The 24,429-nt window shown below is 47.8% G+C and carries 22 protein-coding genes and 1 tRNA gene; 14 read left to right on the top strand and 9 right to left on the bottom strand.

Annotation, left to right across the window (positions count from 1 at the left end; genetic code table 11):
- Positions 1-736: 736 nt before the first annotated feature.
- Complete coding sequence (locus CWB99_RS21370; RefSeq protein ID WP_249332037.1) at positions 737-1,906, top strand: exo-beta-N-acetylmuramidase NamZ family protein; 1,170 nt, start codon at positions 737-739, stop codon at positions 1,904-1,906.
- 7 nt (positions 1,907-1,913) lie between these two features.
- Here the strand turns inward: CWB99_RS21370 and CWB99_RS21365 are convergent, their stop codons facing one another.
- Positions 1,914-2,762 carry a MurR/RpiR family transcriptional regulator gene (locus CWB99_RS21365; protein ID WP_138553198.1) on the bottom strand — a complete coding sequence of 283 codons (849 nt, stop codon included), beginning with the start codon at positions 2,760-2,762 and terminating at the stop codon, positions 1,914-1,916.
- Positions 2,763-2,992: 230 nt separating this feature from the next.
- On the opposite strand from CWB99_RS21365, the gene CWB99_RS21360 reads away from it, so the two are divergent.
- On the top strand, positions 2,993-4,369 hold the full coding sequence (locus CWB99_RS21360) for a Na+/H+ antiporter NhaC family protein (protein WP_138553197.1): 1,377 nt from the start codon (positions 2,993-2,995) through the stop codon (positions 4,367-4,369).
- A gap of 35 nt (positions 4,370-4,404) precedes the next feature.
- Here CWB99_RS21360 and CWB99_RS21355 read toward each other — a convergent pair whose 3' ends face one another.
- The 3 genes from CWB99_RS21355 to CWB99_RS21345 form a co-directional block, all read right to left on the bottom strand.
- Positions 4,405-5,007: a hypothetical protein gene (locus CWB99_RS21355; RefSeq protein WP_138553196.1), complete on the bottom strand. Its 603-nt coding sequence runs from the start codon at positions 5,005-5,007 to the stop codon at positions 4,405-4,407.
- The gene (locus tag CWB99_RS21350; protein WP_138553195.1) at positions 5,000-5,554 is read right to left on the bottom strand and encodes an RNA polymerase sigma factor; all 555 of its coding nucleotides are present in this window, start codon (positions 5,552-5,554) and stop codon (positions 5,000-5,002) included. Before CWB99_RS21350 ends, CWB99_RS21355 begins: the two co-directional genes overlap by 8 nt.
- 72 nt (positions 5,555-5,626) lie before the next feature.
- Positions 5,627-6,274 carry an energy transducer TonB gene (locus CWB99_RS21345; protein WP_171045423.1) on the bottom strand — a complete coding sequence of 216 codons (648 nt, stop codon included), beginning with the start codon at positions 6,272-6,274 and terminating at the stop codon, positions 5,627-5,629.
- Positions 6,275-6,444: 170 nt separating this feature from the next.
- Here CWB99_RS21345 and CWB99_RS21340 point away from each other — a divergent pair, with 170 nt between their 5' ends.
- Complete coding sequence (locus CWB99_RS21340) at positions 6,445-6,951, top strand: DUF3087 domain-containing protein (RefSeq protein ID WP_138553193.1); 507 nt, start codon at positions 6,445-6,447, stop codon at positions 6,949-6,951.
- A gap of 55 nt (positions 6,952-7,006) precedes the next feature.
- Here CWB99_RS21340 and CWB99_RS21335 read toward each other — a convergent pair whose 3' ends face one another.
- From CWB99_RS21335 to CWB99_RS21325, 3 genes are read right to left on the bottom strand one after another with little or no spacing between them, the layout of a single operon-like run.
- The gene (locus tag CWB99_RS21335) at positions 7,007-8,515 is read right to left on the bottom strand and encodes a GGDEF domain-containing protein (RefSeq protein WP_138553192.1); all 1,509 of its coding nucleotides are present in this window, start codon (positions 8,513-8,515) and stop codon (positions 7,007-7,009) included.
- 40 nt (positions 8,516-8,555) lie between these two features.
- Complete coding sequence (locus CWB99_RS21330; RefSeq protein ID WP_138553191.1) at positions 8,556-8,993, bottom strand: hypothetical protein; 438 nt, start codon at positions 8,991-8,993, stop codon at positions 8,556-8,558.
- On the bottom strand, positions 8,993-10,222 hold the full coding sequence (locus CWB99_RS21325; protein ID WP_138553190.1) for a hypothetical protein: 1,230 nt from the start codon (positions 10,220-10,222) through the stop codon (positions 8,993-8,995). Before CWB99_RS21325 ends, CWB99_RS21330 begins: the two co-directional genes overlap by 1 nt.
- 200 nt (positions 10,223-10,422) lie before the next feature.
- Between CWB99_RS21325 and CWB99_RS21320 the strand changes: the two genes are divergently transcribed.
- The 6 genes from CWB99_RS21320 to csrA all read left to right on the top strand — a co-directional run bounded on the left by CWB99_RS21320 (position 10,423) and on the right by csrA (position 16,620).
- The gene (locus CWB99_RS21320; RefSeq protein ID WP_138553189.1) at positions 10,423-11,049 is read left to right on the top strand and encodes a GTP cyclohydrolase II; all 627 of its coding nucleotides are present in this window, start codon (positions 10,423-10,425) and stop codon (positions 11,047-11,049) included.
- A 158-nt stretch (positions 11,050-11,207) separates the two neighbouring features.
- Positions 11,208-12,002, top strand: a complete 795-nt coding sequence (locus CWB99_RS21315; protein WP_138553188.1) for a BPSS1780 family membrane protein — start codon at positions 11,208-11,210, stop codon at positions 12,000-12,002.
- A complete protein-coding gene (locus tag CWB99_RS21310; protein WP_138553187.1) occupies positions 12,002-12,472 on the top strand; it encodes a regulatory protein RecX in 471 nt (156 codons plus the stop codon). The genes CWB99_RS21315 and CWB99_RS21310 overlap by 1 nt, the downstream gene beginning before the upstream one ends.
- Before the next feature lie 38 nt (positions 12,473-12,510).
- Positions 12,511-15,114 carry an alanine--tRNA ligase gene (gene alaS / locus CWB99_RS21305; RefSeq protein WP_138553186.1) on the top strand — a complete coding sequence of 868 codons (2,604 nt, stop codon included), beginning with the start codon at positions 12,511-12,513 and terminating at the stop codon, positions 15,112-15,114.
- Positions 15,115-15,117: 3 nt separating this feature from the next.
- The gene (locus tag CWB99_RS21300; RefSeq protein ID WP_138553185.1) at positions 15,118-16,338 is read left to right on the top strand and encodes an aspartate kinase; all 1,221 of its coding nucleotides are present in this window, start codon (positions 15,118-15,120) and stop codon (positions 16,336-16,338) included.
- 90 nt (positions 16,339-16,428) lie between these two features.
- Entirely contained in the window at positions 16,429-16,620 is a 192-nt protein-coding gene (csrA, locus tag CWB99_RS21295; protein WP_010386837.1) for a carbon storage regulator CsrA, read from the top strand.
- A 52-nt stretch (positions 16,621-16,672) separates the two neighbouring features.
- Here csrA and CWB99_RS21290 read toward each other — a convergent pair whose 3' ends face one another.
- Positions 16,673-17,149 (bottom strand): YcxB family protein, encoded by a 477-nt coding sequence (locus CWB99_RS21290; protein WP_138553184.1) that lies wholly within the window; start codon positions 17,147-17,149, stop codon positions 16,673-16,675.
- 428 nt (positions 17,150-17,577) lie between these two features.
- Between CWB99_RS21290 and CWB99_RS21285 the strand changes: the two genes are divergently transcribed.
- From CWB99_RS21285 to CWB99_RS21270, 4 genes are all read left to right on the top strand, one after another.
- Positions 17,578-17,838: an OadG family protein gene (locus tag CWB99_RS21285; protein WP_138553183.1), complete on the top strand. Its 261-nt coding sequence runs from the start codon at positions 17,578-17,580 to the stop codon at positions 17,836-17,838.
- A gap of 14 nt (positions 17,839-17,852) precedes the next feature.
- Entirely contained in the window at positions 17,853-19,625 is a 1,773-nt protein-coding gene (gene oadA, locus CWB99_RS21280) for a sodium-extruding oxaloacetate decarboxylase subunit alpha (RefSeq protein ID WP_138553182.1), read from the top strand.
- A 9-nt stretch (positions 19,626-19,634) separates the two neighbouring features.
- On the top strand, positions 19,635-20,768 hold the full coding sequence (locus CWB99_RS21275; RefSeq protein WP_138553181.1) for a sodium ion-translocating decarboxylase subunit beta: 1,134 nt from the start codon (positions 19,635-19,637) through the stop codon (positions 20,766-20,768).
- Positions 20,769-20,911: 143 nt separating this feature from the next.
- Positions 20,912-21,091: a hypothetical protein gene (locus tag CWB99_RS21270; protein WP_138553180.1), complete on the top strand. Its 180-nt coding sequence runs from the start codon at positions 20,912-20,914 to the stop codon at positions 21,089-21,091.
- A 43-nt stretch (positions 21,092-21,134) separates the two neighbouring features.
- Here CWB99_RS21270 and CWB99_RS21265 read toward each other — a convergent pair whose 3' ends face one another.
- On the bottom strand, positions 21,135-24,101 hold the full coding sequence (locus CWB99_RS21265; RefSeq protein WP_138553179.1) for a hybrid sensor histidine kinase/response regulator: 2,967 nt from the start codon (positions 24,099-24,101) through the stop codon (positions 21,135-21,137).
- A 250-nt stretch (positions 24,102-24,351) separates the two neighbouring features.
- Here CWB99_RS21265 and CWB99_RS21260 point away from each other — a divergent pair.
- Positions 24,352-24,427, top strand: a tRNA-Phe gene (locus tag CWB99_RS21260).
- Positions 24,428-24,429: the final 2 nt, after the last annotated feature.

The raw sequence follows: 24,429 nt of genomic DNA, 5'->3' as shown, positions 1-24,429 counted from the left end.
GTGTCCGCCACTTCCACTTCAGGAAGTGAGCAATCAACCGACGAAAGTCGGTTTTTTTGTGCCTGTAATTTGGAATTTGTGTGTCAGCTGGATAGCGTACCTGGCTACGAACCAGGCGGTCGGAGGTTCACTCTCCACAAAAGACGTCCCGTGTCCGCCACTTCTTCAAGAAGTGAGCAATCAACCGACGAAAGTCGGTTTTTTTGTGCCTGTAATTTGGGTAATTTGGTACGAGTGGACACACGTCCGTGTGAAGGGCTACCGGCGCCTAACGCGTATAATCGACTTCCATGTCTCGCGTTCAGCAAGCTGCGAAGCAGTGCTTCGGTCTTGCTTCACCCAACGAAAGTCGGTTTTTTGTGTCTGTAATTTGGGTAATTTGGTACGAGTGGACACACGTCCGTGTGAAGGGCTACCGGCGCGTAACGCGTATAATCGACTTCCATGTCTCGCGTTCAGCAAGCTGCGAAGCAGTGCTTCGGTCTTGCTTCACCCGACGAGAGTCGGTTTTTTGTGCCTGTAATTTGGGTAATTTGGGTAATTTGGTACGGGTGGACACAAATCCGTGTGAAGGACTCCCGGCGCGTGACGCGTGTTATCGACATCCATGTTTCGCGTTCAGCAAGCTGCGACGATAATTAAACGTCGGTCTGCTTCGCCCTATCTTAAATAGTTGCAAATGAGAGGGGGGCGGCACACAATTCTCGTATCCTTTGTTTTTCTCAGCAGGAATTTTGTGGGCCGGGTTATTTATACTTTCCTGATATTCTCTATTGGCTTCATAACATTTGTTTTCTCATTGCAGGTCGACGCCATTCAAGTGGGTGCTGAGCGTGGTGATAAGTATCTATCTTTACTGAAAAACAAACGGGTGGGTCTGGTGGTGAACCAAAGTGCGCGAGTACAAGATCAACACTTACTGGATTACCTGACAGACAATCAGGTGAATGTGGTTCGGATCTTTGCCCCTGAACATGGTTTTAGGGGTGACCGGGGCGCAGGAGTTTACATAAATGATGGTAAGGATACGAAAACAGGGGTGCCCATAGTCTCTTTATATGGTGCCAATAAAAAGCCTAAACCCGAACAACTCACAGACATTGATATTCTGGTATTCGATATCCAGGATGTAGGCGTGCGTTTTTATACTTACCTTAGTACTATGTTCCTGACCATGGAAGCGGCTCAGCAAAGTGGTATAAGCTACCTGGTATTAGACCGACCTAATCCCAATATTGCCTATGTAGAAGGGCCTGTTCTGGATAATCACTTTCGCTCTTTTGTCGGCATGGTACCAGTACCAATTTTACATGGGATGACTCTCGGTGAGCTGGCACGTATGATAGTCGGTGAAAGGTGGCTGGCCGGTGATGGCGCTCTTAGTCTGACTGTGGTCCCCGTCGCCGATTACAGTGCTCAGCATGAGTATGTGCTGCCTATAGCACCGAGTCCCAATTTACCTAATCAACAGGCAATACACCTTTACCCGTCTTTGTGTTTATTTGAGGCTACGCGTGTATCTGTGGGAAGGGGGAGTGATTTTCCATTTCAGGTCTTTGGCCACGACCGCATCCGACTTGGCTCATTGGCCTTTACGCCGCGCGCTATACCTGGTGTCGCAGCTCACCCTAAGTTGCAGGGGAAAGTCGTATACGCCACAGATCTGCGGCATTCTGAACAACGTGGATTCTCTTTAGACTGGTTAGTTCAGGCACAGGCTGCTTTTACTCAGCACAATGAAATACTGATTAACTCCCCCAGCTTCTTTGACAAGCTGGCAGGAACCGATGTGCTCCGCCTGGCACTGACACAAGGGCTAAAATCACATCAAATAGAAGCTATCTGGCAGCAGGAAGTACAGACGTTTAAGACACGCCGCCTGCCTTACCTGCTTTATGACCGATAAAATGATTTTAGTCGTGGAAAATAGCACGCATATTATCATTGGCCCGATCAATGCGGCGTAGCCAGTGCAGATTGGACTGTGCCAGAGAGACAAAAAGCGTATCGATAAGATAGCACTGTGATGCACGTGTCAGTATTGCACTGTGGCTAACTGGTTCCGCTTCCTGAACGGTGTACAGTACATGATCGGCTATTTCGCTCAGTTGAGAATCGCCATAGCGAGTAATTGCAAATAAACGACACTCATTCAGTTTCGCTTGTTCGGCCAGTTTAAGTAGTGCCTTAGTCTGCCCTGAGTTGCTGATAACTATCAGTAAGTCTTCTTTGCCCAGTGAGGCAATATAGCTGGCGGCGCTATATTCATCACTATGACAGACTGCCGCAATTCCCACCTTTTGCAGTTTAAATGCAAAGTCTTGGGCGACAGACCCGGACGCACCTTTTGCACAGATCAGTACTTTACGGGCACTTTTTAGAACCTGTACTGCGCGTTCAAACTCAGAGCCGCTATTGAGCTTTTGCGTTGCGGTCAGGGTTTTGTGCTGATTGGCAATGAGCTTTTCACTGATATCTGCCAAAGAGTCATTCTGCTCAAATTGTGTAGAGCGAGATTCCTGAACAGATGCCTGCTCATTCAGGGCATCCACAACGGCGAGTTTGAACGCCGGGAAACCCCGGTAACCTAATTTTTGTGCAAACTTTACGACACTTGACTGACTGACACCGGCTGCTTTAGCCAGCTCAATAGACGACAAGGTACGTATCTGAGTCCCCGAACTAAGGGTAAAGTCGGCGAGTTTTGCCTCACTTTGTGAGAGAGTTGGCCTTAATGCCTTTATTTTAATAAAAGTAGACATGCGCTTCACTTGGTAACCTGTACTAACAGAGATGTCCATATTATAGGTTCAAAGATGACAATGTGATAGATCGGAAAGATATATTATTGCGCTTTTTAATCTGGTTGGTACCTAAATAAGTTCTTTTTGTTGCGTTTGTAAATTCAGCTGGGAAAAGCTTGGATTTTTCCACGCAACTATTTAAGCTAACGGGTTTACAGCTTGATCTAATAATTAGTAATAGGGAACCTATGTCCTGGTATTCGATTTTACCGCCATTGATAGCCATTGCCGTGGTATTCTGGCGGAAAGAGGTCATTGTGGCGCTGATCCTGGCGTTGATCTCTTCAGAATTTCTACTTGCCCTCAATGGTGGGGGTAATGCGCTTTTTACCACCTTTATTAATAGTATTGAGCGCATCGTGAGTGTGGCAACCTCTCCAGGAAACAGCCGGATCCTGCTGTTTAGTATCGCTATTGGCGCGCTGCTGGCATATATCAGAGAGTCTGGCGGAGTCGGAGCAACGGTTAACAAGTTGCTCAATATCGGCGTCGCAAAGAGCAAACGTCAGGTTGGCCTGTTGACTATGTTCACTGGTATGGCTGTGTTCATTGAATCGAATATGAGTGTGCTTACGTCAGGGATCGTATCCCGGGGGTTGTTCGACAAGTTTAAAATGAGCCGCGCACGACTTGCTTATATCATAGACAGTACCAGTGCCCCTGTGTGTATTCTTATTCTGCTCAATGGCTGGGGTGCGTATGTACTGGGGCTGCTGAGCAACTATGAGCTGGAGCAGTCTGCGGTCAGTATTTTGTGGGGCAGTGTGGCTTTTAATTTTTACGCCATTATCGCTTTGCTTATCGTCTTTTACACCATTGTTTTCGATAAAGTCCATGGTCCGATGAAAGTCGCAGAGCAAGCACTGGCAAAGCAGGATCAGGAAATTGATAAAGGCCCAGCGGCCAGTAAGGCGCGCTTTATGTTAGTGCCACTGGCTACGCTTATCATCAGCATGCTGGGCTTTATGTTGTGGACAGGTGGTGGTGAACTGGCTCAGGGCAGCGGCTCTAAATCAGTCTTGTATGCCACGGTTCTGGCAACTGCGGTGGCTTATCTACAGCTACTCAAGGCGCGCCATTTTACGCATCAGCAATTAGTTGATGTGGGCTTTAAAGGCATGGGCGAGCTACTGCCTTTAGTCAGCATTGTTTTGCTGTCTCTGACTTTGGGCGCAAGCCTAAAAGAGTTAGGCACCGGGGTATTTGTGGCGTCATTAGTAGGTGATTACTTACCTGTGTACTTTATTGTGCCTGTGTTGTTCCTAACCGGCGCGGTAATGTCTTTTACTACAGGTACTTCGTGGGGAACCTTCGCGATTTTGATCCCCATTGGCGTGCCATTGATCCAGACCCTGGGGCTACCACCGTCGTTGGTTGTGGGCGCGATACTCAGTGGCGGGATTTTTGGTGATCATTGTTCTCCGATTTCAGACACCAGTGCGGTCTCAGCGCTGGCTTCTGGGTGTGATTTACTGACCCATGTTAAAACTCAACTTCCTTACGCTATGGTGGGCGGAGCGCTGGCATTAATCAGCTTCTTTATTGCCAGCGTTGTGATGATTTAAATTGGGCATTCGCCAGCCGAGTCAGGCTGGCGACGTTAAGGACAAGCATACACATTACCCGGTGCAGGAATTATGGTCGTTAAATGACCCTCGGTGTTTTTGTCTAACGCTAACATCTGACCCTGTGACAGCTCCGAAAACTCGGTTACATCTTGCAGTGCATTCAGCACCGACTGCTTAATTTCTAACAAGGTCTTACTGCGGCAGTCAGCGACAAACCAGGTATCATTATCACTATGAACCAGCCGGCCATAAAAGCGTTGCTCGTTGAGCTTTTGATGCTGTTGGTCAAAGTGTTTATCAAGCGCTTGCTTTTGTTCCCGAATATGCGTGACATAATGGCCCTGTTCAACACTGTGGGTTTCGACCTGCTCGTAGTCATCAAAGCTCAGGGCATACACGGGCAATGCTGCATGTTGGGTTTGCTCCTGGGTTATCATGACGGTAGCCAGCACTATGAGTGCACCACATGCCAGGGTCCACTGGCTTCTTTGCCACCAGCTGATCTGCTTAGGAGCGGAATTCGCAGCGCGACAAATGTGTTTTAGATGCCGCTGCTCTAATGCAGACGGCTTGCTCTGTTTCTTGGCTTGCTGATAAGCCTGCCTGAGCTGATCGGTTGGTGATTTGTCATTCATCATCTGCTCCTAATTTGTTTTTCAGCGCGGCCCGCGCATAGCGGAGTCGGGTTTTAATGGTTTCCTGTGCAGAGTCCGTAATACTGGCAATCTGTTGCAGGGAAAACCCTTCCAGTTGCAGGCTTATTGCTTCTCTTTGTGCTAAAGGCAGTGACAGAATCGCGTTGTACAAGGGCTGATGTGACTGTTTTTCACGTTCTGTCTGAGCAGGTATATGCTGTTCTGGGCTCTCCATATAGGCTAATTTTTTCTGTCGACGTAACTCATCAATCAGCGCATTTCTGGCCACTTTAAACAAAAAGGCTTTGGGTGCCTGGCTGGTATGATATGCCTGACGTTTTTCAACCACAGTGAGCCAGGTTTTCTGACAGACATCTTTGGCCAGCTCACTGTCACTCTGAGTCAGTAAAAAGTGATATAAATCGTGGTTGTACTTATCTATGGCCAATTCCAGGTACTTATTTTCCCCACTCAGTTTAAACTCATATAACGGATCGGCAGGCTCAGTTTCGAATGCCGACAGCCAGTTTTTTAATGTAAGTAGCATAGGCAGTTCCTTGTTTTTATTGGTATGTGCCCGCATGCACCTGAGTTTTCACCCAGGCGCATAACCTTCATCTTAATTCTGGTTGAGCTTGAACTCCAGCACGACTTTTTGTCCAGGCTGTGGTTGAGGCTGACCATTGATGATTTGGGGTCTATATTTCCAGCGTTTTAACGCTTTAAGCGCTTCGCGGTTGAACACGCGCTTAGGCTCTGCATTGGCAACCCGGGCGTCGATGACGGTTCCCGTTTCTGAAATCGTAAAGTGCAGTTCAACCCAGCCTTCTGTGCCATCTCGCGCAGCGGTGACTGGATAGCGAGGTTCAACCCGAACGATCGGCGTAGCCTGATTGTCTGTCGGTGTCATCAGGGTACTCATTTGTATCGGACCAGTTTCTATGGTGGGCGCGGATCCTAACCCGGTCAGACCAATGAGCGGCTCTTCAGCGTTCAGTGTCGGCTTTGGTGGAGCCTTGGCCACTGGCTTTGGTGGAGGTGGTAGCTTGTCTTTGACTTCGACCGGGCTATCTTTTTTCAGCGTAGGCAAAGAAACCGGGGTATAGGTGATCGGATTTTGTTTAAACTCCAGTTCCTGACTGATCAGATGCTGCATAAAGGCAAACGCAGCAAAGGTGACACCACAGGCACCTATAAACGACAGTAAAACTTTATTCAGTGTTTGATAAGGGCGGGGTGATTGTTCTGCTAAAAATTGACCGTTCATAGGCATACTCCTTGATGATTTATCTATAAAACGGTGCTGAGGTCAAAAAGGGGTGAACTAGTTAGCGTTTTTTTTTCCGATTACGTTAGAATGCGCAAAATAGCTGTCGCTATCGGGTCGTAATCAAGGACCCAAGTGGCGTCTGTGCATTGCAGTAAGTGGGAGACAAGATGCAATTGTTGGAGATAGATAAAACACGCTACAGAAAACACCTGAACATAGTGATCGCGGCCTGTATTGCAGTGCTGGTGATTGGCAGTCTGGGCATCGCTCGGGTGTTAATTGTGGCATTTCCGGATCCGGATGGCAGCCACTTCCATTGGAATCTGACAGGCGTGGTACTGACGTGTGTCATGATAGCCGCTGTGCTTAAACGGGTGCAGTATCACCCGTTTATGTACGAAGTTAACTATGTCTGGCAACTCAAGCAGGCGCTGAACAAGGTCACTCGCAAGATGGCCAAGGTAAAAAAGGCCGCACAACAGGGCGATGTGGACGCCATGCTTGCCATGCAATTCAGTTACAGCGGCTCACGCCAGCTGTGGCAGCTTGATGACAATACTCTCACCATGGAAGAGCTGAGCATTTGGCAGGCGGAGCTTGATGCGCTGACTAAACAGTATCAGGTGACGCTGGACCTGGCTCAATATGACGCCTCTTTGTTGGAAAAGTTCTAGCCTATATGAGGCAGGCAGAAAAGCATTTTAGCGGCGCAAGTATGACACAAGGTCTTTAGCTGGAATAGAAAGTGAAGTTGTTCCGTGAGGTTTTTTTGATGCTGTACATGGCGACATCGGCACACTCAACCAGGCCTTTTAGGTTTTCCGCATGCTGAGGAAAATGCGCTATGCCGATACTGGCACCCACAGCCAGCTCTGTTTGCCCATCACGGTGCTCAAAGGACATTGGCTGATTAATTGATTCGAGCAGGGTTTGGGCTAGACGAGTGAGCTCTTGCTGGGTAATGTCCAACCGTGCCACCAAAAATTCATCACCGCCCCAGCGGCATACCAAATCGGCCGGATCCATGGCGCCGGCCAGTTGGTTGGCGATGTGCTTGAGTAGCGCGTCTCCTGCATTATGACCATAAACGTCATTGATGGGCTTAAATTTATCAAGGTCGATCAACATCAGACTAAAGGTGTATTGATTGTCTATCCAGTCCAGCAGCAGAAGCTCCGCGCCGTAACGGTTATAGAGTCCTGTCAGGCTATCCCGCTGCGCACGTTTGTTAAGCTGATTTAACATGGTTTTACGCAAGGTAATGTCGGCAAGAAACACCTGAAAGTACCACTTTCCATCGCTAAGTGTGTTGAGCATGATAATGCTAAGCCACACGGTTGATTGAGTCAGTGGGTTAATAAACTCAAATTCAGACTGCATTACCTGCTTTTGCTTGATACTGTTTTCTGTGAAGGTATAAAGGATATCAGGGGTTTTACAGTACAGGCCCAGATTTTCTGGAAAACGTTCGTCTACATCAACCCCCATACCCACAAGCAAATCTTTGGCCGCATCATTGATTAACAAAATATCCCCCTCATCTTTGACTAACAAGGTGGGAGAGGAGGACTGCTCAAACATCAGCCGAAAGCGTTTCTCAAGTTCGACGACCTCAGCCCTCAGACTTCGCTCCTGCTCAAACAAGGTTTCCGCTTTATCTAGCAAGCTATTAATACCCAGCTCTATACGACCAATCTCATTGTGACAAGCATGTTTATCGACCTGCAAGCGCTGTGCGCTACCGGGCAGGATCCTGGCAAGCTGCTTGCCAAGGTGGTTCAGTGGGCGGGTGACTTGCCAGTATACCAGGACTGTTAACAACAGAATGATAGGCAAGATCACGACGAGCATGGTTCTGACGCCCCCTAATGCAATGTTACGAGCATTTTGCTCAATGATCTGTGTATTCGGAGCAATATGTATGGTGCCAATGTTTTCAGACAAGAAGAAGGGATTAACAAGGTTAATCTGGATACTACCAGGACCACTGTGCAATATACTCTTTGCCAGTAAAGTATCCTTACTGACCAAGGCCGCAGACAGAATAATATCGTTGCTAACCAAGCCATTAACGACTTCAGTGGCTAAGTCTTTGTCTTCCAGATAGGCGGCAATAGAGGCGGTAGAAGATACCGTTTTGCCTATCTGCATAACAGTACCACTTGATCGGGCAAGCTCTTCTTCAAAGACATGTCGATAATACAGCTTGGCATAGATCACACTGAAGAGCAGTGTCATCAGACTCAGTAAAAGGGTTAGCCGTGTGATCAAACTGTGTTTATTGAACAAAACGATACACCACTTTGACGTCCTCTGTTAGTGCCGTCTCAGGCACGTAACCTATTGCATCTGGTGTAGATGCGACCTCTTTAAGTATAGCCTCGATTGACTGATACGCTTGTGGAAAAGAGGCTTTACCACTAAATTTTACCTGTGACCAATATGCGTTTATTTGACTCATCGGGCGACCCGTGAGTGTAGTTAGAAACTCAATACGTAATGGGTGGCCTTGTTCATAATCCAGAACAGTGGCCAGTGTGCCATCAGGGAACGCCGCGTATTTACCCATATAAAGGTCAATTAATTGATATTGAGATAGCCGCTGATTAGGATTATCACGATGTACAATGACAACCAATGAGTCGTTGGCTTTCGCTGTACAGGTTATCAACAATAGAAAGCACAAAATTATGCGTGTCAGTGTCCAGAGCTGCATCAGAACACCCAATTCAGACTCAGCCCCAGAGACTGAAAGTCGTTGTCATGATTGGCAGAGGATAAGTCCTTGTGAAGATAGAATGCGGACGGCAGTTGCTTGACTTGGGTATGGTCCAGTTGAATTTTTGCAGCCAGTGTCGATGTTAAGCTGCGGCGCCAACTGATAGACCAGGTATGCTGGTCTATCAAATAGAAGTTGGTATGTCTGATCACGCCTTGATATAAGGTGGCGAGTTGAGGGGTGGTGAGTAATGGACCAGGATCAATGCGATTATTTGATTTTGCTGCACTCAATGTCATCAGCCAGGTGTCGTCATCGACGTGCATCCCCAGGCTAATATAGCCAGCTTTCAGGTGATTGAGGACCTCCGAATCGGAATCGATATAGGAGAGCTCGCTTTGCATTATCCAGGCGCTATCGTCGTACTTGGCACCGACTGTGAAGTAATTAAACCGCTTGCCTTTTATCTGAAGTGAATCGATTAATGCCTGCCGTGTTGGCCAGATCGTTTGTGGTACTTGCTGCAGCGCGTTTAGCAGTAATATCTGCTGTTCATTGGTATTACCGGCTTTGGTTGTGGTGTAGTTGGTGCGCAACAACCAATTTTCCGTCTGCGCAGACAGACTTAAGCCATAGATAGAGTCTAATTCGACGTCCCACGTAAAATCATCGTCGCTGATTATCGGTGCGCTCGATTTTCCGCTAAAAAACTTGTAGGTCAGGACACTTTCCTCCAGTGGGTAAGTGTAAGTAATATCGATGCCATCCAGGTTTTGATGTGGAACTACTGCATAAAACTCGGTAGGAGGGTGACCGTAATTGAAGGCATAACCAATATCCCTGAATTCCGTCATCATATAAAGGTCAAGGCCAGTCCGACCAATGCGCAGTTGCCAGTTAGGCGTTAAGGTATAACGAGCAAAGGCCATTTGAATGAGATAATCAAGTTTGTACTTTTTACGCTCTTTTAATACGGTTTGCGCAACCCATTGTAGTTGTGAAGAAGATTGCCATTCAAATTGTACGCCAATTGAGGAGTTAGCTAAGCTGGGGTCGCCCAGGTAACTGGCATCAGGTTGAGAGATCACATGTCTGATCCCAGCCGTTTGAGAGTTACTAATGTTGATATCTAAGGTGGCAAAGCCACTCACTTTTATGTCATTAGCTAGAGCCGGTATTGAGAAGCCCCAGGCTAGGAATAAAAACATCACAATTTTCGAGCGCATCAGTTACCATTAAGATATTATTTCAGTAGAAATGCACTAGTGCGAGCGACACTGAGCAGTTCTTAATAGCCTAGCGTTGTTCGGTGTATTTGCCAGTATTTAGTCTGAGGGCTTGTAAGTGGGTGGCATTGCCACCATATAGTCAGTTACAGTATTTTTTGTGATATTATCACACTTTTACAATTAGGTATTTTGTAGTCGTGGCACAAGTAAGAGCAAGAGTTGAGCTGAATGTTGGGCAGCGTAGTCATATCCCCGCAGAAATCGTCTCATTTGAAGGGTTAAAAGATGGCCAGGAGCATGTTGCCCTGGTGTTTAATCGTGCCGACAGCGAGCAGTCAGTGCCATTGATCAGAATGCACTCCGAGTGCCTGACTGGTGATGTATTTCACTCATCGCGATGTGATTGTGGCGAGCAGCTAAACGAGAGTATTGAAGCCATGCACCAGCAGGGAGGTGTATTGCTATACTTGCGCCAGGAAGGCAGAGGGATTGGTTTGTATAACAAAATTGACGCCTATGTTTTGCAATCGCAGGGCATGAATACCTATGAAGCAAACAACCACCTTGGGTTTGCAGATGATTTACGGGACTTTTCAGATGCAGTATTGATGCTGCAGGCATTGGGTTTGGATCATGTTCGCCTGATGACAAATAACCCCCGTAAGCTCAATGCACTCAGAGAAGCTGGGATCCAGGTTGAAGAAGTCGTGGGCACCCATGCCCATGTCAAAGTGGGTGTTGCCGGGAATCGTAATTATCTGGAAACTAAAGTGAAGCATGGGTCGCACATGCTTGATATAAAAAAGATAAAGAAGCAGGACTAAATATTAATCCGCTATATGGTACTGGTCGGTCGAGTTTCCCGATTGGCCAGTGTCGGCTCTCTTGGCTACCGGTAACGAGTTGAAATTTCCCAAGTCTGATCTTTTAAGTCCCTCTATGACCCAGTATAATCGACTTGTTTCACAACGAATTGATGAATATGCCAACAGAATTTAAAACGTTTACCGCAGGGTTTGGTTTGCAATGGCTTAAAGCCGGATGGATTATTTTCAAATCCCAACCTGTTACCTTCATAATGATGTACCTGCTCATGGTAGTTGTGAGCCTGGTGCCATTTATCTTTCCACCGTTACAGCTGGTTGCAGTCTTAGCATCACCGTTTCTTACAGCCGGTTTTTATCTGGCTATAGTGAAAAAACAGCAGGGGCAGGCCATTACGCTGGCTGATATTTTGGCTCCGTTTTCTACCAAAGGCCGGCGGCTGAACCTGTTTCGATTTGGCTTGTATCAAATGGGTGTGGCCTTGTTGCTGAGTGCTTTGCTGGGCGTGTTGTTTGGCCCGGCACTGGAAGTGTTGCAGAACGTTACTGAGCAGAGCGATGAAGCGAAAGTACTGGCGCAGGTGGTTGCGCAAATTAGCTTTGCGGACATCGCTATTTTTGTTGTAATCCAATCGCTGGCGATGATGGCATTTGCCTATGCACTGCCTCTTATTTTCTTCCGGGGGGAAGTGAGCATTATTCAGGCTATGAAACAGTCATTAATCGTGTTTTATCGCAATATGGCGCCGCTCACGGTGTTTGGCGCTTTGGTTGCCATGCTGATGCTGTTGTGTATTCCCATGTCTTTGGTGCCGCTGATTGTCGTGATGCCGATAGCTTACATTGGCTTTTTCGTATCATTTCAGGCGATTGTATCTACCTCGGAACCACCCGCACCCTCTGATGATGCATCGTCACAGTCACAAACACACAGTGGCCGGTTTGACGCCTGATGGATGAAAAGCAGGAACATGAAAAGAAGCTAAAGAATTACGCACTTTGGTTATTATCTCGTCAGGAATATTCACGCCAGTTACTGGCCCAAAAGTTACGAGCAAAGGACGCTGAAGATGCGTATATTACACGTTTGCTTGACTGGCTTGAGTCGTTGGGCTATCTCGACGATAAACGCTACTGTGCCAGCTTCTTGTCACAGCAAGTTGCCAAAGGGTTGGGCGAAAAACGTGTTATGATGGATGCACAGCGTAAGGGTGTCGATAAATCATATTTACAACACTTAATAGAAGAACAAGAAGTCGATTGGTTTAGTGTGGCAGTACGCGCCTACGAAAAAAAATATAGCCGGTCGACAAATCAATTGGATTATAAAGAAAAGTCAAAACGGATTCGCTACATGATGTCACGTGGATTCCGTTATGACGAAATAGATTATGCTATCGAGGCGCACTCACAGGGTGAGTAGTGCCTGTCACTAGAGCAGCAAAAAAGGGTAATGAGCACATGCAGCAGATGACGACCGCACAGATAAGGCAGAGCTTTCTTGACTACTTTGCCAAGCAACAACACCAGGTGGTGCCTTCAAGTTCACTGATCCCGGGTAATGACGCCACTTTGTTATTTACCAACGCCGGAATGGTGCAGTTTAAAGATGTGTTTTTAGGCGGTGAAAAGCGTCCTTATAACCGAGCGACCAGCTCACAGCGCTGTGTGCGTGCAGGTGGTAAACATAACGACCTGGAAAATGTGGGTTATACCGCGCGTCACCATACCTTTTTCGAAATGCTGGGTAACTTCAGCTTTGGCGATTACTTTAAAAAAGATGCCATTCGTTTTGCCTGGGAATTTTTGACAGAAGAGATCAAGCTTCCCAAAGAAAAGCTGCTGGTAACGGTTTATCACGACGACCAGGAAGCTTACGACATCTGGGCGAAAGAGATGGGTGTGCCGGAAGATAAAATCATCCGCATCGCAACGTCGGATAACTTCTGGTCGATGGGGGACACAGGTCCTTGCGGTCCTTGTTCTGAGATCTTTTTTGACCATGGCGAAGAAATTTGGGGTGGACCGCCGGGGTCACCGGAAGAAGACGGCGACCGCTTTATTGAGATCTGGAACCTGGTATTTATGCAGTATAACCGTCATGCCGATGGCACGATGGAACCACTGCCTAAGCAGTCGGTTGACACAGGTATGGGTCTTGAGCGTATTTCTGCAATCATGCAGGGCGTGCATTCTAATTATGAAATTGACCTGTTCCAGGCACTGATCGCAGCAGCAGCAAAAGTCACTGGTGCGCAGGACCTTGAAGATAAGTCATTGCGGGTTATTGCAGACCACATTCGTTCTTGTGCCTTTTTGATTGCAGACGGTGTGATGCCATCCAATGAAGGGCGCGGTTATGTATTGCGTCGCATCATTCGTCGTGCAGTGCGTCATGGCAACAAGCTGGGTGCCAAAGGGGCATTCTTCCATCAGCTGGTCAGTGCCCTGAGCGAGCAAATGGGTGATGCCTACCCTGAGCTGGTTAAACAAGGTGCCATCATCGAGAAGGTACTGCGTATTGAAGAAGAGCAGTTTGGCAAAACGCTGGATCGTGGTCTGGCTATCCTTGAAGAGCATCTTGCTTCACTTGAAGGTGATGTGATCCCGGGTGATGTCGTATTCAAGCTCTATGATACCTATGGTTTCCCAGCGGATTTGACCGCCGATGTAGCCCGTGAGCGCTTTATGACCATCGATGAGCGCGGCTTTAAAGACTGCATGGAAACTCAGCGTAAAATGGCTCAGCAGGCCGGTAAATTTGGTGCCGACTACAACGAGCAGCTGAAATCTGAAAAATCGTCAGACTTTAAGGGCTATGATGCCACTCACTACACCGGTACTGTGGTGGAGTTGTTCAAAGAAGGTCAGTCTGTTTCAGTACTTGAAGACGGTGAAACGGGTATTGTGGTACTGGACCGCACGCCGTTTTACGCCGAATCAGGTGGTCAGGTTGGTGATACAGGTAACCTGAAAGTTGCGGCGGGCGAGTTTGTTGTTACAGACACACAAAAGCTGGGTAATGCCATTGCGCATCACGGCCAGGTGACAGGTCGCATCGGCGTCAATGACAAAGCGGATGCTCAGGTTGATGCCGCGCGTCGTGAAGACATTAAGAAAAACCACACCGCAACACACATTTTACACGAAGCGCTGCGTCAGGCGCTGGGCGAGCATGTTGCTCAGAAAGGCTCACTGGTCATGGCAGACAAGCTGCGTTTTGACTTCTCTCACTTCGAAGGGGTGAGTAAAACACAGCTGCGAGACATTGAAGATGCTGTCAACGCGCAGATCCGTACAAACTTCGCACTCAATACAGAGTTAATGGACATAGATGCGGCCAAAGAAAAGGGCGCTATGGCGCTGTTTGGCGAAAAATACGACGACGAAGTGCGTGTCGTATCGATTGGCGATTACTCTATTGAGCTGTGTGGTGGTACACACGTATCACGCGCCGGTGACATAGGCCTGTTCAAGATTGTGTCTGAAGGCGGTATTGCTGCCGGTGTACGCCGCATTGAAGCGGTAACCGGTGCTGAAGCCATTAATTATGTGGCTAATCAGGAACAAACCCTGGCAGAGATTGCGGCTTTAGTGAAAGGCGACAACAGCAGTGCACTGGATAAAGTCTCAGCTCTGATTGAGAAAGCCAAGGGCCTCGAGAAGCAGGTTTCTCAGCTTAATGACAAGCTGGCCAGTGCTGCGGGTGCATCTTTACTTGAGTCTGCAATTGAAATCAATGGCATTAAAGTATTGATCGCCAATGTTGCGGGTACTGAGTCGAAAGCGCTGCGTGGCATGGTTGACGACCTGAAAAACAAGATGGGCTCTGGGGTTATCGCGCTGGGCGTAGCTAATGGTGATAAAGTCAGCCTGATTGCAGGCGTGACCAAAGACTTGGTCGGCCGTGTGAAAGCGGGTGAGCTGGTTAACCATATGGCAGCACAGGTAGGCGGCAAGGGCGGTGGTCGTCCGGATATGGCGCAGGCAGGCGGTTCTGAACCACAAAACCTGGATGCGGCACTGGCCAGTGTTTCAGCGTGGCTGGCTGAGAAAACTCAGTAACACGTGGCCCTTATTGTTCAAAAGTTTGGTGGCACTTCGGTGGGGTCAATCGACCGTATCGAAGCGGTCGCCGATTTGGTGGTCAAAACCCGACAGGCTGGCCATCAAGTGGTGGTGGTGCTGTCGGCGATGTCTGGTGAAACCAATCGTTTGATTGAGCTTGCCAAACAGATAGACGCGCAGCCCAACCCCAGAGAGCTTGACGTTCTGCTCACCACGGGCGAGCAGGTGTCTATTGCTTTACTGGCGATGGCTATTATTAAACGTGGCCACTCTGCTATCAGCATGCTGGCCGAGCAGGTGGGCATTTATACTGACAACATGTTTGGCCGGGCGCGGATCACACATATCGAGACGGCTCGCCTGCGTCAGGAGCTGGAGCAGCATCATATTAGTATCATTGCTGGTTTTCAGGGGCGTGATCAGGAAGGCAATATTACCACTTTGGGTCGGGGTGGAACCGATACCAGTGCGGTTGAAATAGCAGCTGCCCTCGGTGCGGATGAGTGTCAGATTTACACCGATGTGGATGGTGTCTATACCTGTGACCCTCGTATTGAACCCAAAGCTCGGCGCATGACTCAGGTCACCTTCGAGGAGATGCTGGAGTTGGCGAGCTTAGGTGCTAAGGTGTTGCAGATACGCTCAGTTGAGGCAGCGGGACGGTATAAATTGCCATTGCGGGTTTTATCTACCTTCAAACCTGATGCCGGGACCTTGATAAACTACGAGGACAACCCCATGAATAATAAAGTGGTATCAGGGATTGCCCATCAGAAAGACGAGTGTCTACTGATAGTCAGGCAGGTACCTGAGAGCCCTGCAATCTTAGCTGCTATTTTGTCGCTTTTTGGCGAATATGCCATAGAAGTAGACATGATCAGTCAAATGAATCAACAGACTGGCAAAATAGACTATGCTTTAACTGTGCATAGCAATGATCATCTGCAGGCGCTGGATGTGCTCAGGACGCATCAGCATACATTCGGGGCAGTTGAAATCGTCAGTAATTCAGCGGTTGCAAAAATATCAGCGGTAGGGGTGGGGTTAAAATCGCATTCTGCGAATGTCGGAACTTTTTTTTCTGCGCTGGCAGCAGAGAATATTGCACCCTTGTTAGTTGCAACCTCAGAAATAAAGATTTCAGTATTAATCGATGAGCGATATCTTGAGTTAGCAGTACGTGCTCTGCATGACGCTTTTAAACTGGAAAGTGGCGATTAAGCAATAATTTTGCTTACTTTTACGGAAACTTTTCATTAAAATGAACAAGACGCGGAATCTTTTAAATTTTGGAATAACAGGAGCAAGAGAATGCTAATTCTAACTCGCCGTGTAGGCGAAACTCTAATGATAGGTGATGAAGTAACTGTAACCGTATTAGGTGTTAAAGGAAATCAAGTTCGTATTGGCGTTAACGCCCCTAAAGATGTTTCTGTACACCGTGAAGAGATCTACATGCGTATTCAGGCTGAAAAGTCTAACCCAACAACGGGTAATATGTAAGACTCGGCCATTCCCGGCGTCCATGCCCGGTAGAATTCGAGAAAGTAGCCACTCAATCGTGGCTATTTTTTTTGCTCAGAATAAAACTTAGTGCATCGCTGGATAGGGCCTTTTTTGAGATGTACTGATTTGTACCTGCTCGTACCAAGACCACTCCTAATTCCGTTTCCGCGATCTCATTCACATCTGCCCAGCGTATCTGATAGGACTTATAGGGGTTGGTTGCTGTGATCCCCTGCTCATCAATTTCCAGTGTTATTTTACTGCCACTGGCACGGGTAACCATTTGTCTTGCTACCCACCAGGGACGTCGATAATAGTGTGCAATACACTCTAAAACAGCCAGTAAAATCAGAAAGTTGCCTAAGTAGGCATTGTCGAGGCCATATATTGAAACGCAGCCCAGAATGAACAAGAACGCGACCAGGGCGTACTTGGGCTTGCTTACATTGCTGTATGGCAGTGATTGATCAAAACATTCACGAAAGTAATTTTTATCCAGCGTAAATTCGCAGTGAAACACAAACACAACTCCAGTTATTTCATCTTCCCATTATACCCCTAATTCGCCTGCATGAGCGACTTTACGTAAACTGCGGATTGCTACCCGTAGGAAATGTTAACACTAACAAGAGAATGAGCTCTTGGTCATACCAATTTTACGTTTCCATTATGGGTGACTACCTTAGTGAATATTTTTTATGCCACACCTCTATTTTTATCAGGTATCTTGACTATTTTTCATATTTATTTCGCTGTTTTCATTAAATATTCATTTGGAATATCGTAACGGATTGAATTCATGTGTTAATTTTAATTGGTAATACCAATTTACATGTGAGTTTACAAAGCGACCTGTTTTGCTATGATGATTGCATAAATATTTATAAATTGTGGCTATCTATCGTATCTGCATGATGTCACGTAAAAAATGTTAACAACAAGGGGAGAGCAGAGATGGACATTACAGCCTTACTGGCTCAGGCCGCCAACTTAATGCTTACTGGCATGGTCGGGGTGTTCGTATTCTTGTCTATTTTGATCATCGCAGTGAAAGGGTTATCCAGGTTTGCTGCTCCGGCAGAACAGGCACCGCCTAGTCCACGGGTAACGAAATCGAAGCCAGTTGGTGAAGAGCAAGTACCCAGTGAACATCTGGCAGCCATCAGTGCCGCGATTTCGCAATACCGTAATCAGCACTTCCAATCAGAAAAATAATTAAGGGGTCCTTTATGTCACAGCTCAAACTTACAGAACTGGTACTGCGCGATGCACACCAATCGTTACTGGCCACTCGTATGCGCCTGGAAGATATGCTGCCAATTGCTGAGAAACTGGATCAGATCGGTTACTGGTCTGTCGAATCCTGGGGAGGAGCCACTTTTGATGCCTGTATACGGTATTTGGGTGAAGATCCCTGGTACCGCATCCGCGCTCTAAAAGAGGCGATGCCGAATACCAAGCAGCAGATGCTGCTACGTGGCCAGAACTTATTAGGATATCGTCACTATGCTGACGATGTTGTTGAGAAGTTTGTTGAGCGTGCCCATCACAATGGCGTTGATGTTTTCCGTATTTTTGATGCCATGAACGATGTGCGCAATCTGGAAACCGCCATTCGTGCGGCCATTAAAGTGGGGGCGCATGCGCAGGGTACCATCTCTTATACCGTCAGCCCGGTGCATACTCTGGATATGTGGCTGGCACAAGCCAAACAGCTGGAACAGATGGGATGCCATTCAATCTGCATTAAAGACATGGCGGGCTTACTCAAACCTTATGATGCCGAAGTGTTGATCCGTGAACTTAAAAACACGGTGTCTGTGCCGATCGCCATGCAATGTCATGCCACTACAGGCCTGAGCACTGCAACATACCAAAAAGCGGTGGATGCAGGCATTGACATGCTGGATACCGCCATCTCGTCTATGAGCATGACCTATGGTCACAGTGCGACAGAGACACTGGTATCCATTGTTGAGGGCACTGAGCGCGATACCGGACTGGATCTATCACAACTTGAGGAAATCGCCGCTTACTTTCGTGATGTCCGTAAAAAGTATGCCGCTTTTGAAGGCAGCCTAAAAGGGGTTGATGGTCGTATTTTGTCAGCCCAGGTGCCGGGCGGCATGCTGACCAATATGGAAAATCAGCTTAAAGAACAAGGTGCCGGAGACCGCCTGGACGAAGTTCTTAAGGAGATCCCATCGGTCCGTCAGGACTTGGGTTACCTGCCTCTGGTGACACCAACTTCTCAAATCGTCGGAACTCAGGCGGTACTGAATGTCCTGACAGGAGAGCGCTATAAAACCATCACCAAAGAAACCGCGGGTGTGCTTAAAGGTGAATACGGGAAAACACCGGCAGCGGTTGATGCCGCGCTGCAACAGCGCGTGCTCGATGGAGCTGAAGCGATCACCTGTCGTCCGGCAGACTTAATCGAACCAGAGCTGGCGCAGCTTGAGTCCGACTTACTTGAAAAAGCCAAGAGCCTGTCACTGAATCTCAGTGATGCGGTGGTTGATGATGTGCTTACTTATGCCTTATTTCCACAAATTGGCTTGAAATTTCTACAAAACCGAAATAACCCAGAGGCATTCGAGCCTAAACCTGAGCTGGTACAGAGCGACTCTGCGGCAACTAAACCAACACGGTCGACATCAGCGCAGGAGCGTTATAGCGTTCAGGTGGATGGCAAAGTGTATAACGTAGTGGTGGCGCCTGGTGGCGAATTACAGGAAGTCGCAGTGAAGGACAGCGAGCTAATGCCACAATCGGCATCGGTCAGCAGTGGTGAAACACTAAACGCACCTTTGGCGGGCAATATTTTTAAGCTGCATGCACGGCGTGGGGATGTGGTAGAGCAGGGCGATTTGGTATTGATTATGGAAGCGATGAAGATGGAGACCGAAGTGCGGGCGACCCACAGCGGTAAGATTGCCGATATCCTGGTTAACGAAGGCGACTCAGTGTCGGCTGGCGATGCCATTGTAGAGCTGGCCTAGGAGGTTGCGATGGATGGACTATTAAATCTATGGTCAGCGACAGGGCTGGCTAACCTGACTTTTCCGGCGTTGGCAATGATTGCGGTCGGCTGTGGGCTGCTGTATCTGGCAATTGCAAAAAGGTTTGAGCCGTTATTATTGGTGCCGATTGGTTTTGGTGCAATTCTGACCAATATACCCGTTGCGGGTCTGGCAGATCCGGGTGGCCTGCTCTATTACGTTTACTACATAGGCATAGACAGTGGTGTGTTTCCATTACTGATCTTTATGGGTGTCGGCGCACTGACGGATTTTAGTGCCTTAATCGCTAATCCCAGAATGCTGCTGCTGGGGGCGGCTGCCCAGTTTGGTATTTTTGCGACTTTGTTTGGGGCGATCTTACTGAACTATGTACCTGGCTTCGAGTTTACCCTGCAAGATGCCTCTGCGATTGCCATTATTGGTGGGGCTGATGGCCCGACTGCCATTTTCCTTGCATCGCGCTTATCTCCGGAGTTGTTAGGGGCCATTGCAGTGGCTGCTTATTCTTATATGGCGCTGGTGCCGATTATTCAGCCACCCATTATGCGTCTGTTGACCACAGAAGAGGAGCGCAATATTGCGATGCCGCAGTTGAGGGCTGTCTCAAAGCAGGAGAAGATCCTGTTTCCTCTGGGCGTTCTGGCACTGACACTGTTATTTCTGCCTGCCGCAACCCCATTGGTGGGCATGTTTTGCCTGGGTAACCTGATGAAAGAGTCTGGAGTGGTTGATCGTTTGAGCAATTCTGCCCAGAACGAAATCATCAATATTACAACCATTTTCCTTGGATTAGCAGTAGGCTCAAAACTAGCGGCTGATCAGTTTTTGACCGTGGAAACCATAGGGATCCTGGTACTGGGTGCGGTGGCCTTTAGCATAGGTACAGCCTCTGGCGTCTATATGGCGAAGATGATGAATCGCTTTGCCGGTGACAGCCCGATTAACCCGCTTGTTGGGGCAGCTGGTGTATCCGCTGTGCCTATGGCTGCCCGGGTTGTAAATAAGGTTGGTCTGGAAAGCAATCCACACAACTTTTTATTAATGCATGCAATGGGCCCCAATGTGGCAGGTGTACTTGGAAGTGCCGTTGCCGCAGGTATTTTGCTTGCACTCGTCGGTTAACACTCTCCAACCTGTTGCGCGAAGTCATGCTTCGCGCTTTTTTCTTATTTATCTTGGACCTTCAAATTAGACACCGCCCGACACTTGGCAAACTGGCCGCTGCTATGGCATGGTAACACCATTAATAAAAGGAGCGCGTAGTTTTGAATGTTCTGATAATTCTGGGGAGCTTGATTGTCGCCTTGCTGATCCTGATCCCATTACTTGAAAAATACCAAAGCCGAATTGGACTCGATAAAATGCAGAAATACGGGAAGTATATTTTACCCCTGGTGATGATTTCTATCGTGATACATCTGATATACGGGATGGTGCAGGGCTAGTGGTGTGCACTCAGTAGCAAGCTGCTGAGTGCACTTAGTATGATTAATCGACTTGTGATTGCAAGTAACGCTGAATAAATTCAGTCGCTTGCTGGTATTCGGTTTCAAGTGCGTCACGCAAGTGGATCAGTTCGTCACTGGTCAGCTCTTCATTTTTACAACGATGCTCGAACTGAGTGGCCATATCAGCAACACGGTGTGCGCCAATGGTCTTTGATATAGACTTGAGCTGATGACAGGCTTCGACTATTTCTTCCTGACTCATAGAAATGACTGCGCCATTGATATCTCTGGCCAGTTCACTACTTTGCTCGAGATACATCCGGAAAAACCGCAATCGTTTATTGGCGTCATGGTTGACATACTTATCCAGCTGCGCCAAATCAATCGGCTCCTCTGGCGCTGATTGAGCAGGTTCTCCACTGTCGCTAGGTTCCTCCGCCACTGTGCTCTCATCAACTGGGTCAACGCGCTGTTCGACAGTCTCCGACTCTGTATGTTGCGGCTGCGGTTCCTGCTTTTCCGTTGGAATGTGTGGTTCCTGTGCTTCCTGAAGAGGTGCACTTACCGGTTCAGTGGTCGCAGCTTTGGATTTACTCACCTCAGCTTGTTCTGTGTGAGGTTGTTTTTGTGCTGCACCCGTTGATTGTTGCCAGGTGTCAAGCGTTGCCTCGAGTACATTGAGTTCGACCGGCTTAGTGATGTAATCATTCATGCCGGCTGCCAGGCAGCGATCACGCTCACCTTTCAGTGCATTGGCCGTGATTGCAATGATGTAAGGCTGAGCGTTGATATCTTCTGCTTGCTCCGCTTCTTCACGGATCTTAGCAACCATGTCGTAACCAGACATTTTTGGCATGTGCAGGTCGGTCAGAATTATGGGGTAGTGGGATTGCTGCCAGCGGGCCAGGCCTTCTTCACCGTTTTCAGCGACTTCTACACCATAGCCTAGTAAATGTAATTGATCGGTCAGCACCTGCTGATTCAATACATTGTCTTCCACCAGCAACACCAGTTTATTGGCAGCTCTGGCATCTTCGACATTCAGGTATTTGTTTAATGAGCGCGAAGGTTTGAGTTTCTTCGGCTGATGAAGACCTGCTGCGACCAATACGGCTGTCATAAAGCTCGATTTGCACAAAGGCGCAGCGTTGAGATAGAAGATACGGTCGTGGTTGAGCGCTGGCTCATCCATAGTGCTAAGCACAATGACTTGCTGATTGTTGTGTTCGATTGAGTAGAGTAAATCGCGCAGCTGGCCATTCACTTTGTCCATGCCGTCCAGGCCGTCCAGTACCCAGATCACATTGCTGTCGTACTGATACTCGCTGAGCTCGTCGGCCTCTTTTAGCACCACAGTATCTGCGCCCATAAAGGACAAGTAACGGCCAACAATGTTGCGGCGAGCATGGGCATGGGTCAGTACCACAACCCTTTGACTGTTCAGTACTGCTTTATTTGCATAGGCGATTTTGCCTTTGACGCTAAATGGCAGTTCTACCACAAATTCACTGCCCATTCCGATATCAGAACTCACGTGAATGGATCCCAGCATCAGTTCAACCAGACTTTTACAGATTGATAAGCCCAGTCCCGTGCCGCCATACTCTCGGGTAATAGAGCCTTCGGCTTGAATGAAGGGGTTAAAAATCTCTCTAAGCTGCGCCTGAGTCATGCCTTTGCCGTTGTCCGTGACGGTAAAGCGAAGGGTGTAGTGCTCTGATGTATTTTGCGCTACTTCTACTGCAATTTTTACAAAGCCGCGCCTTGCATCGTCTGAGGTCGTGAACTTAATCGCGTTACTACACAGATTGTATAATACCTGACGAACACGCACTGCATCACCTACCAGGTTATTGGGGATATCAGGTGCAACAGACAACTGCAGATCCAGCTTACGTTTTCTGGCCACGGATGAGAGGACTCGCGCCACTTCTTCAATGGTCTCTGCCACAGAAAACGCGCTATTGTCCATTTGAAGTTTACCGGCTTCAATTTTTGAAAAGTCGAGAATGTCGTCGAGTATACCCAGTAACGAGAAAGCGGAATCACGAATAATGGTGGTCAGGCGATGTTGCGCACCGTCCAACTCAGTCTGACGCAACAAGTCAATGGTGCCAATAACACCATTCATGGGTGTTCTTATCTCGTGGCTCATGGTCGCGAGGAAAGTTGTTTTCGCTTCACTGGCACGTTCGGCATTTAAAGTGGCTTTTTCCAGCGCCAGCGTTCTGGCCTGAACTTCAGATTCCAAGCCGGTTTGTAGTTGTTTTAGCTCTCTTTGTGCGGCCTGATTGCCCTGAATAATATCACGGATCTGATTGATCAGTTGATTGATGCCAATCGCTGTTTTTGACAGGCCAAAGCTTAGTTTCTCTGTGACATGAATATCGTAAGACTTCTGGTCCAGCAGGTGTTGCAGTTCTTCGTTGAGCTCAGTCAGGTCTTTACTCAGGCGGCCAATAATCTGACGTTTCAGAAACAGGCCAAAGGCGATGGTCAGGATCAAAGCACAAACGGCTAACAGCATGCTGGTCACAGGCGTTGCGTTCGAGACGCTCTGCTGTGGTGCGTATCTTAAAATCAGTTCTCCAACGGGTAAGTCATCCAATACCAGAGGTTGATGTACAACGAGCTCTCCACCCTGGTCTACTTTGGCCTGTCGTTTTATTGGTGCAATACTTTGCTCATTACTTTGGTACACCAGACTAGGTTGCCCTATGCCACTGTCACTATATAGATAAAGTTCTATGTCCGGATTGCTGGCTTCAAATGCCGAGAGTATCTGTTTGGCATAATTATACCCAAGCTTCATCATCGCGTGTGACAATGGCGTTGAGATATCTTTAGCTAACAACACAAGGTCGGGCCGCGGGGTGGAATCTGCTTTATCCTGGTTTTTACTTGGCCATGTAAAGGCAGCGGCCGCTGAGATAGCTGCAATAATGATAGTAACGACGATAAATAGAGGCACAAACCCCTTTATATTCGTATGAGACGAGTTTTCCATTATATGATTCCGAACCCAACTTTTGTGCTATGTTTCTTTGTTGGTGCAATCCTACCACCTATAGTGGATGAATTCTCCCCGTTTTTACCTAAGGTAAGTGATAAAATCAGGTTACAAAGGGCTTTAAATTGCCAAATAAAGCGGGAAATTTAATCGATTAAACGTGTTTTGTCGGAATAGTGTTCAGTCAAACAAGGAGTTTAAAAAAAAAGTTGACTTAACAAGGCAAAACCCGTTTAATACGCCGCACGCCCAGATAGCTCAGTCGGTAGAGCAGAGGATTGAAAATCCTCGTGTCGGTGGTTCGATTCCGCCTCTGGGCACCATT

Source organism: Pseudoalteromonas rubra, assembly GCF_005887095.1.
In the GTDB taxonomy this organism is placed as follows: domain Bacteria; phylum Pseudomonadota; class Gammaproteobacteria; order Enterobacterales; family Alteromonadaceae; genus Pseudoalteromonas; species Pseudoalteromonas rubra_E.
The sequence above is the reverse complement of the archived record's forward strand: the minus strand, read 5'-3'. Positions and strand labels throughout refer to the sequence as shown.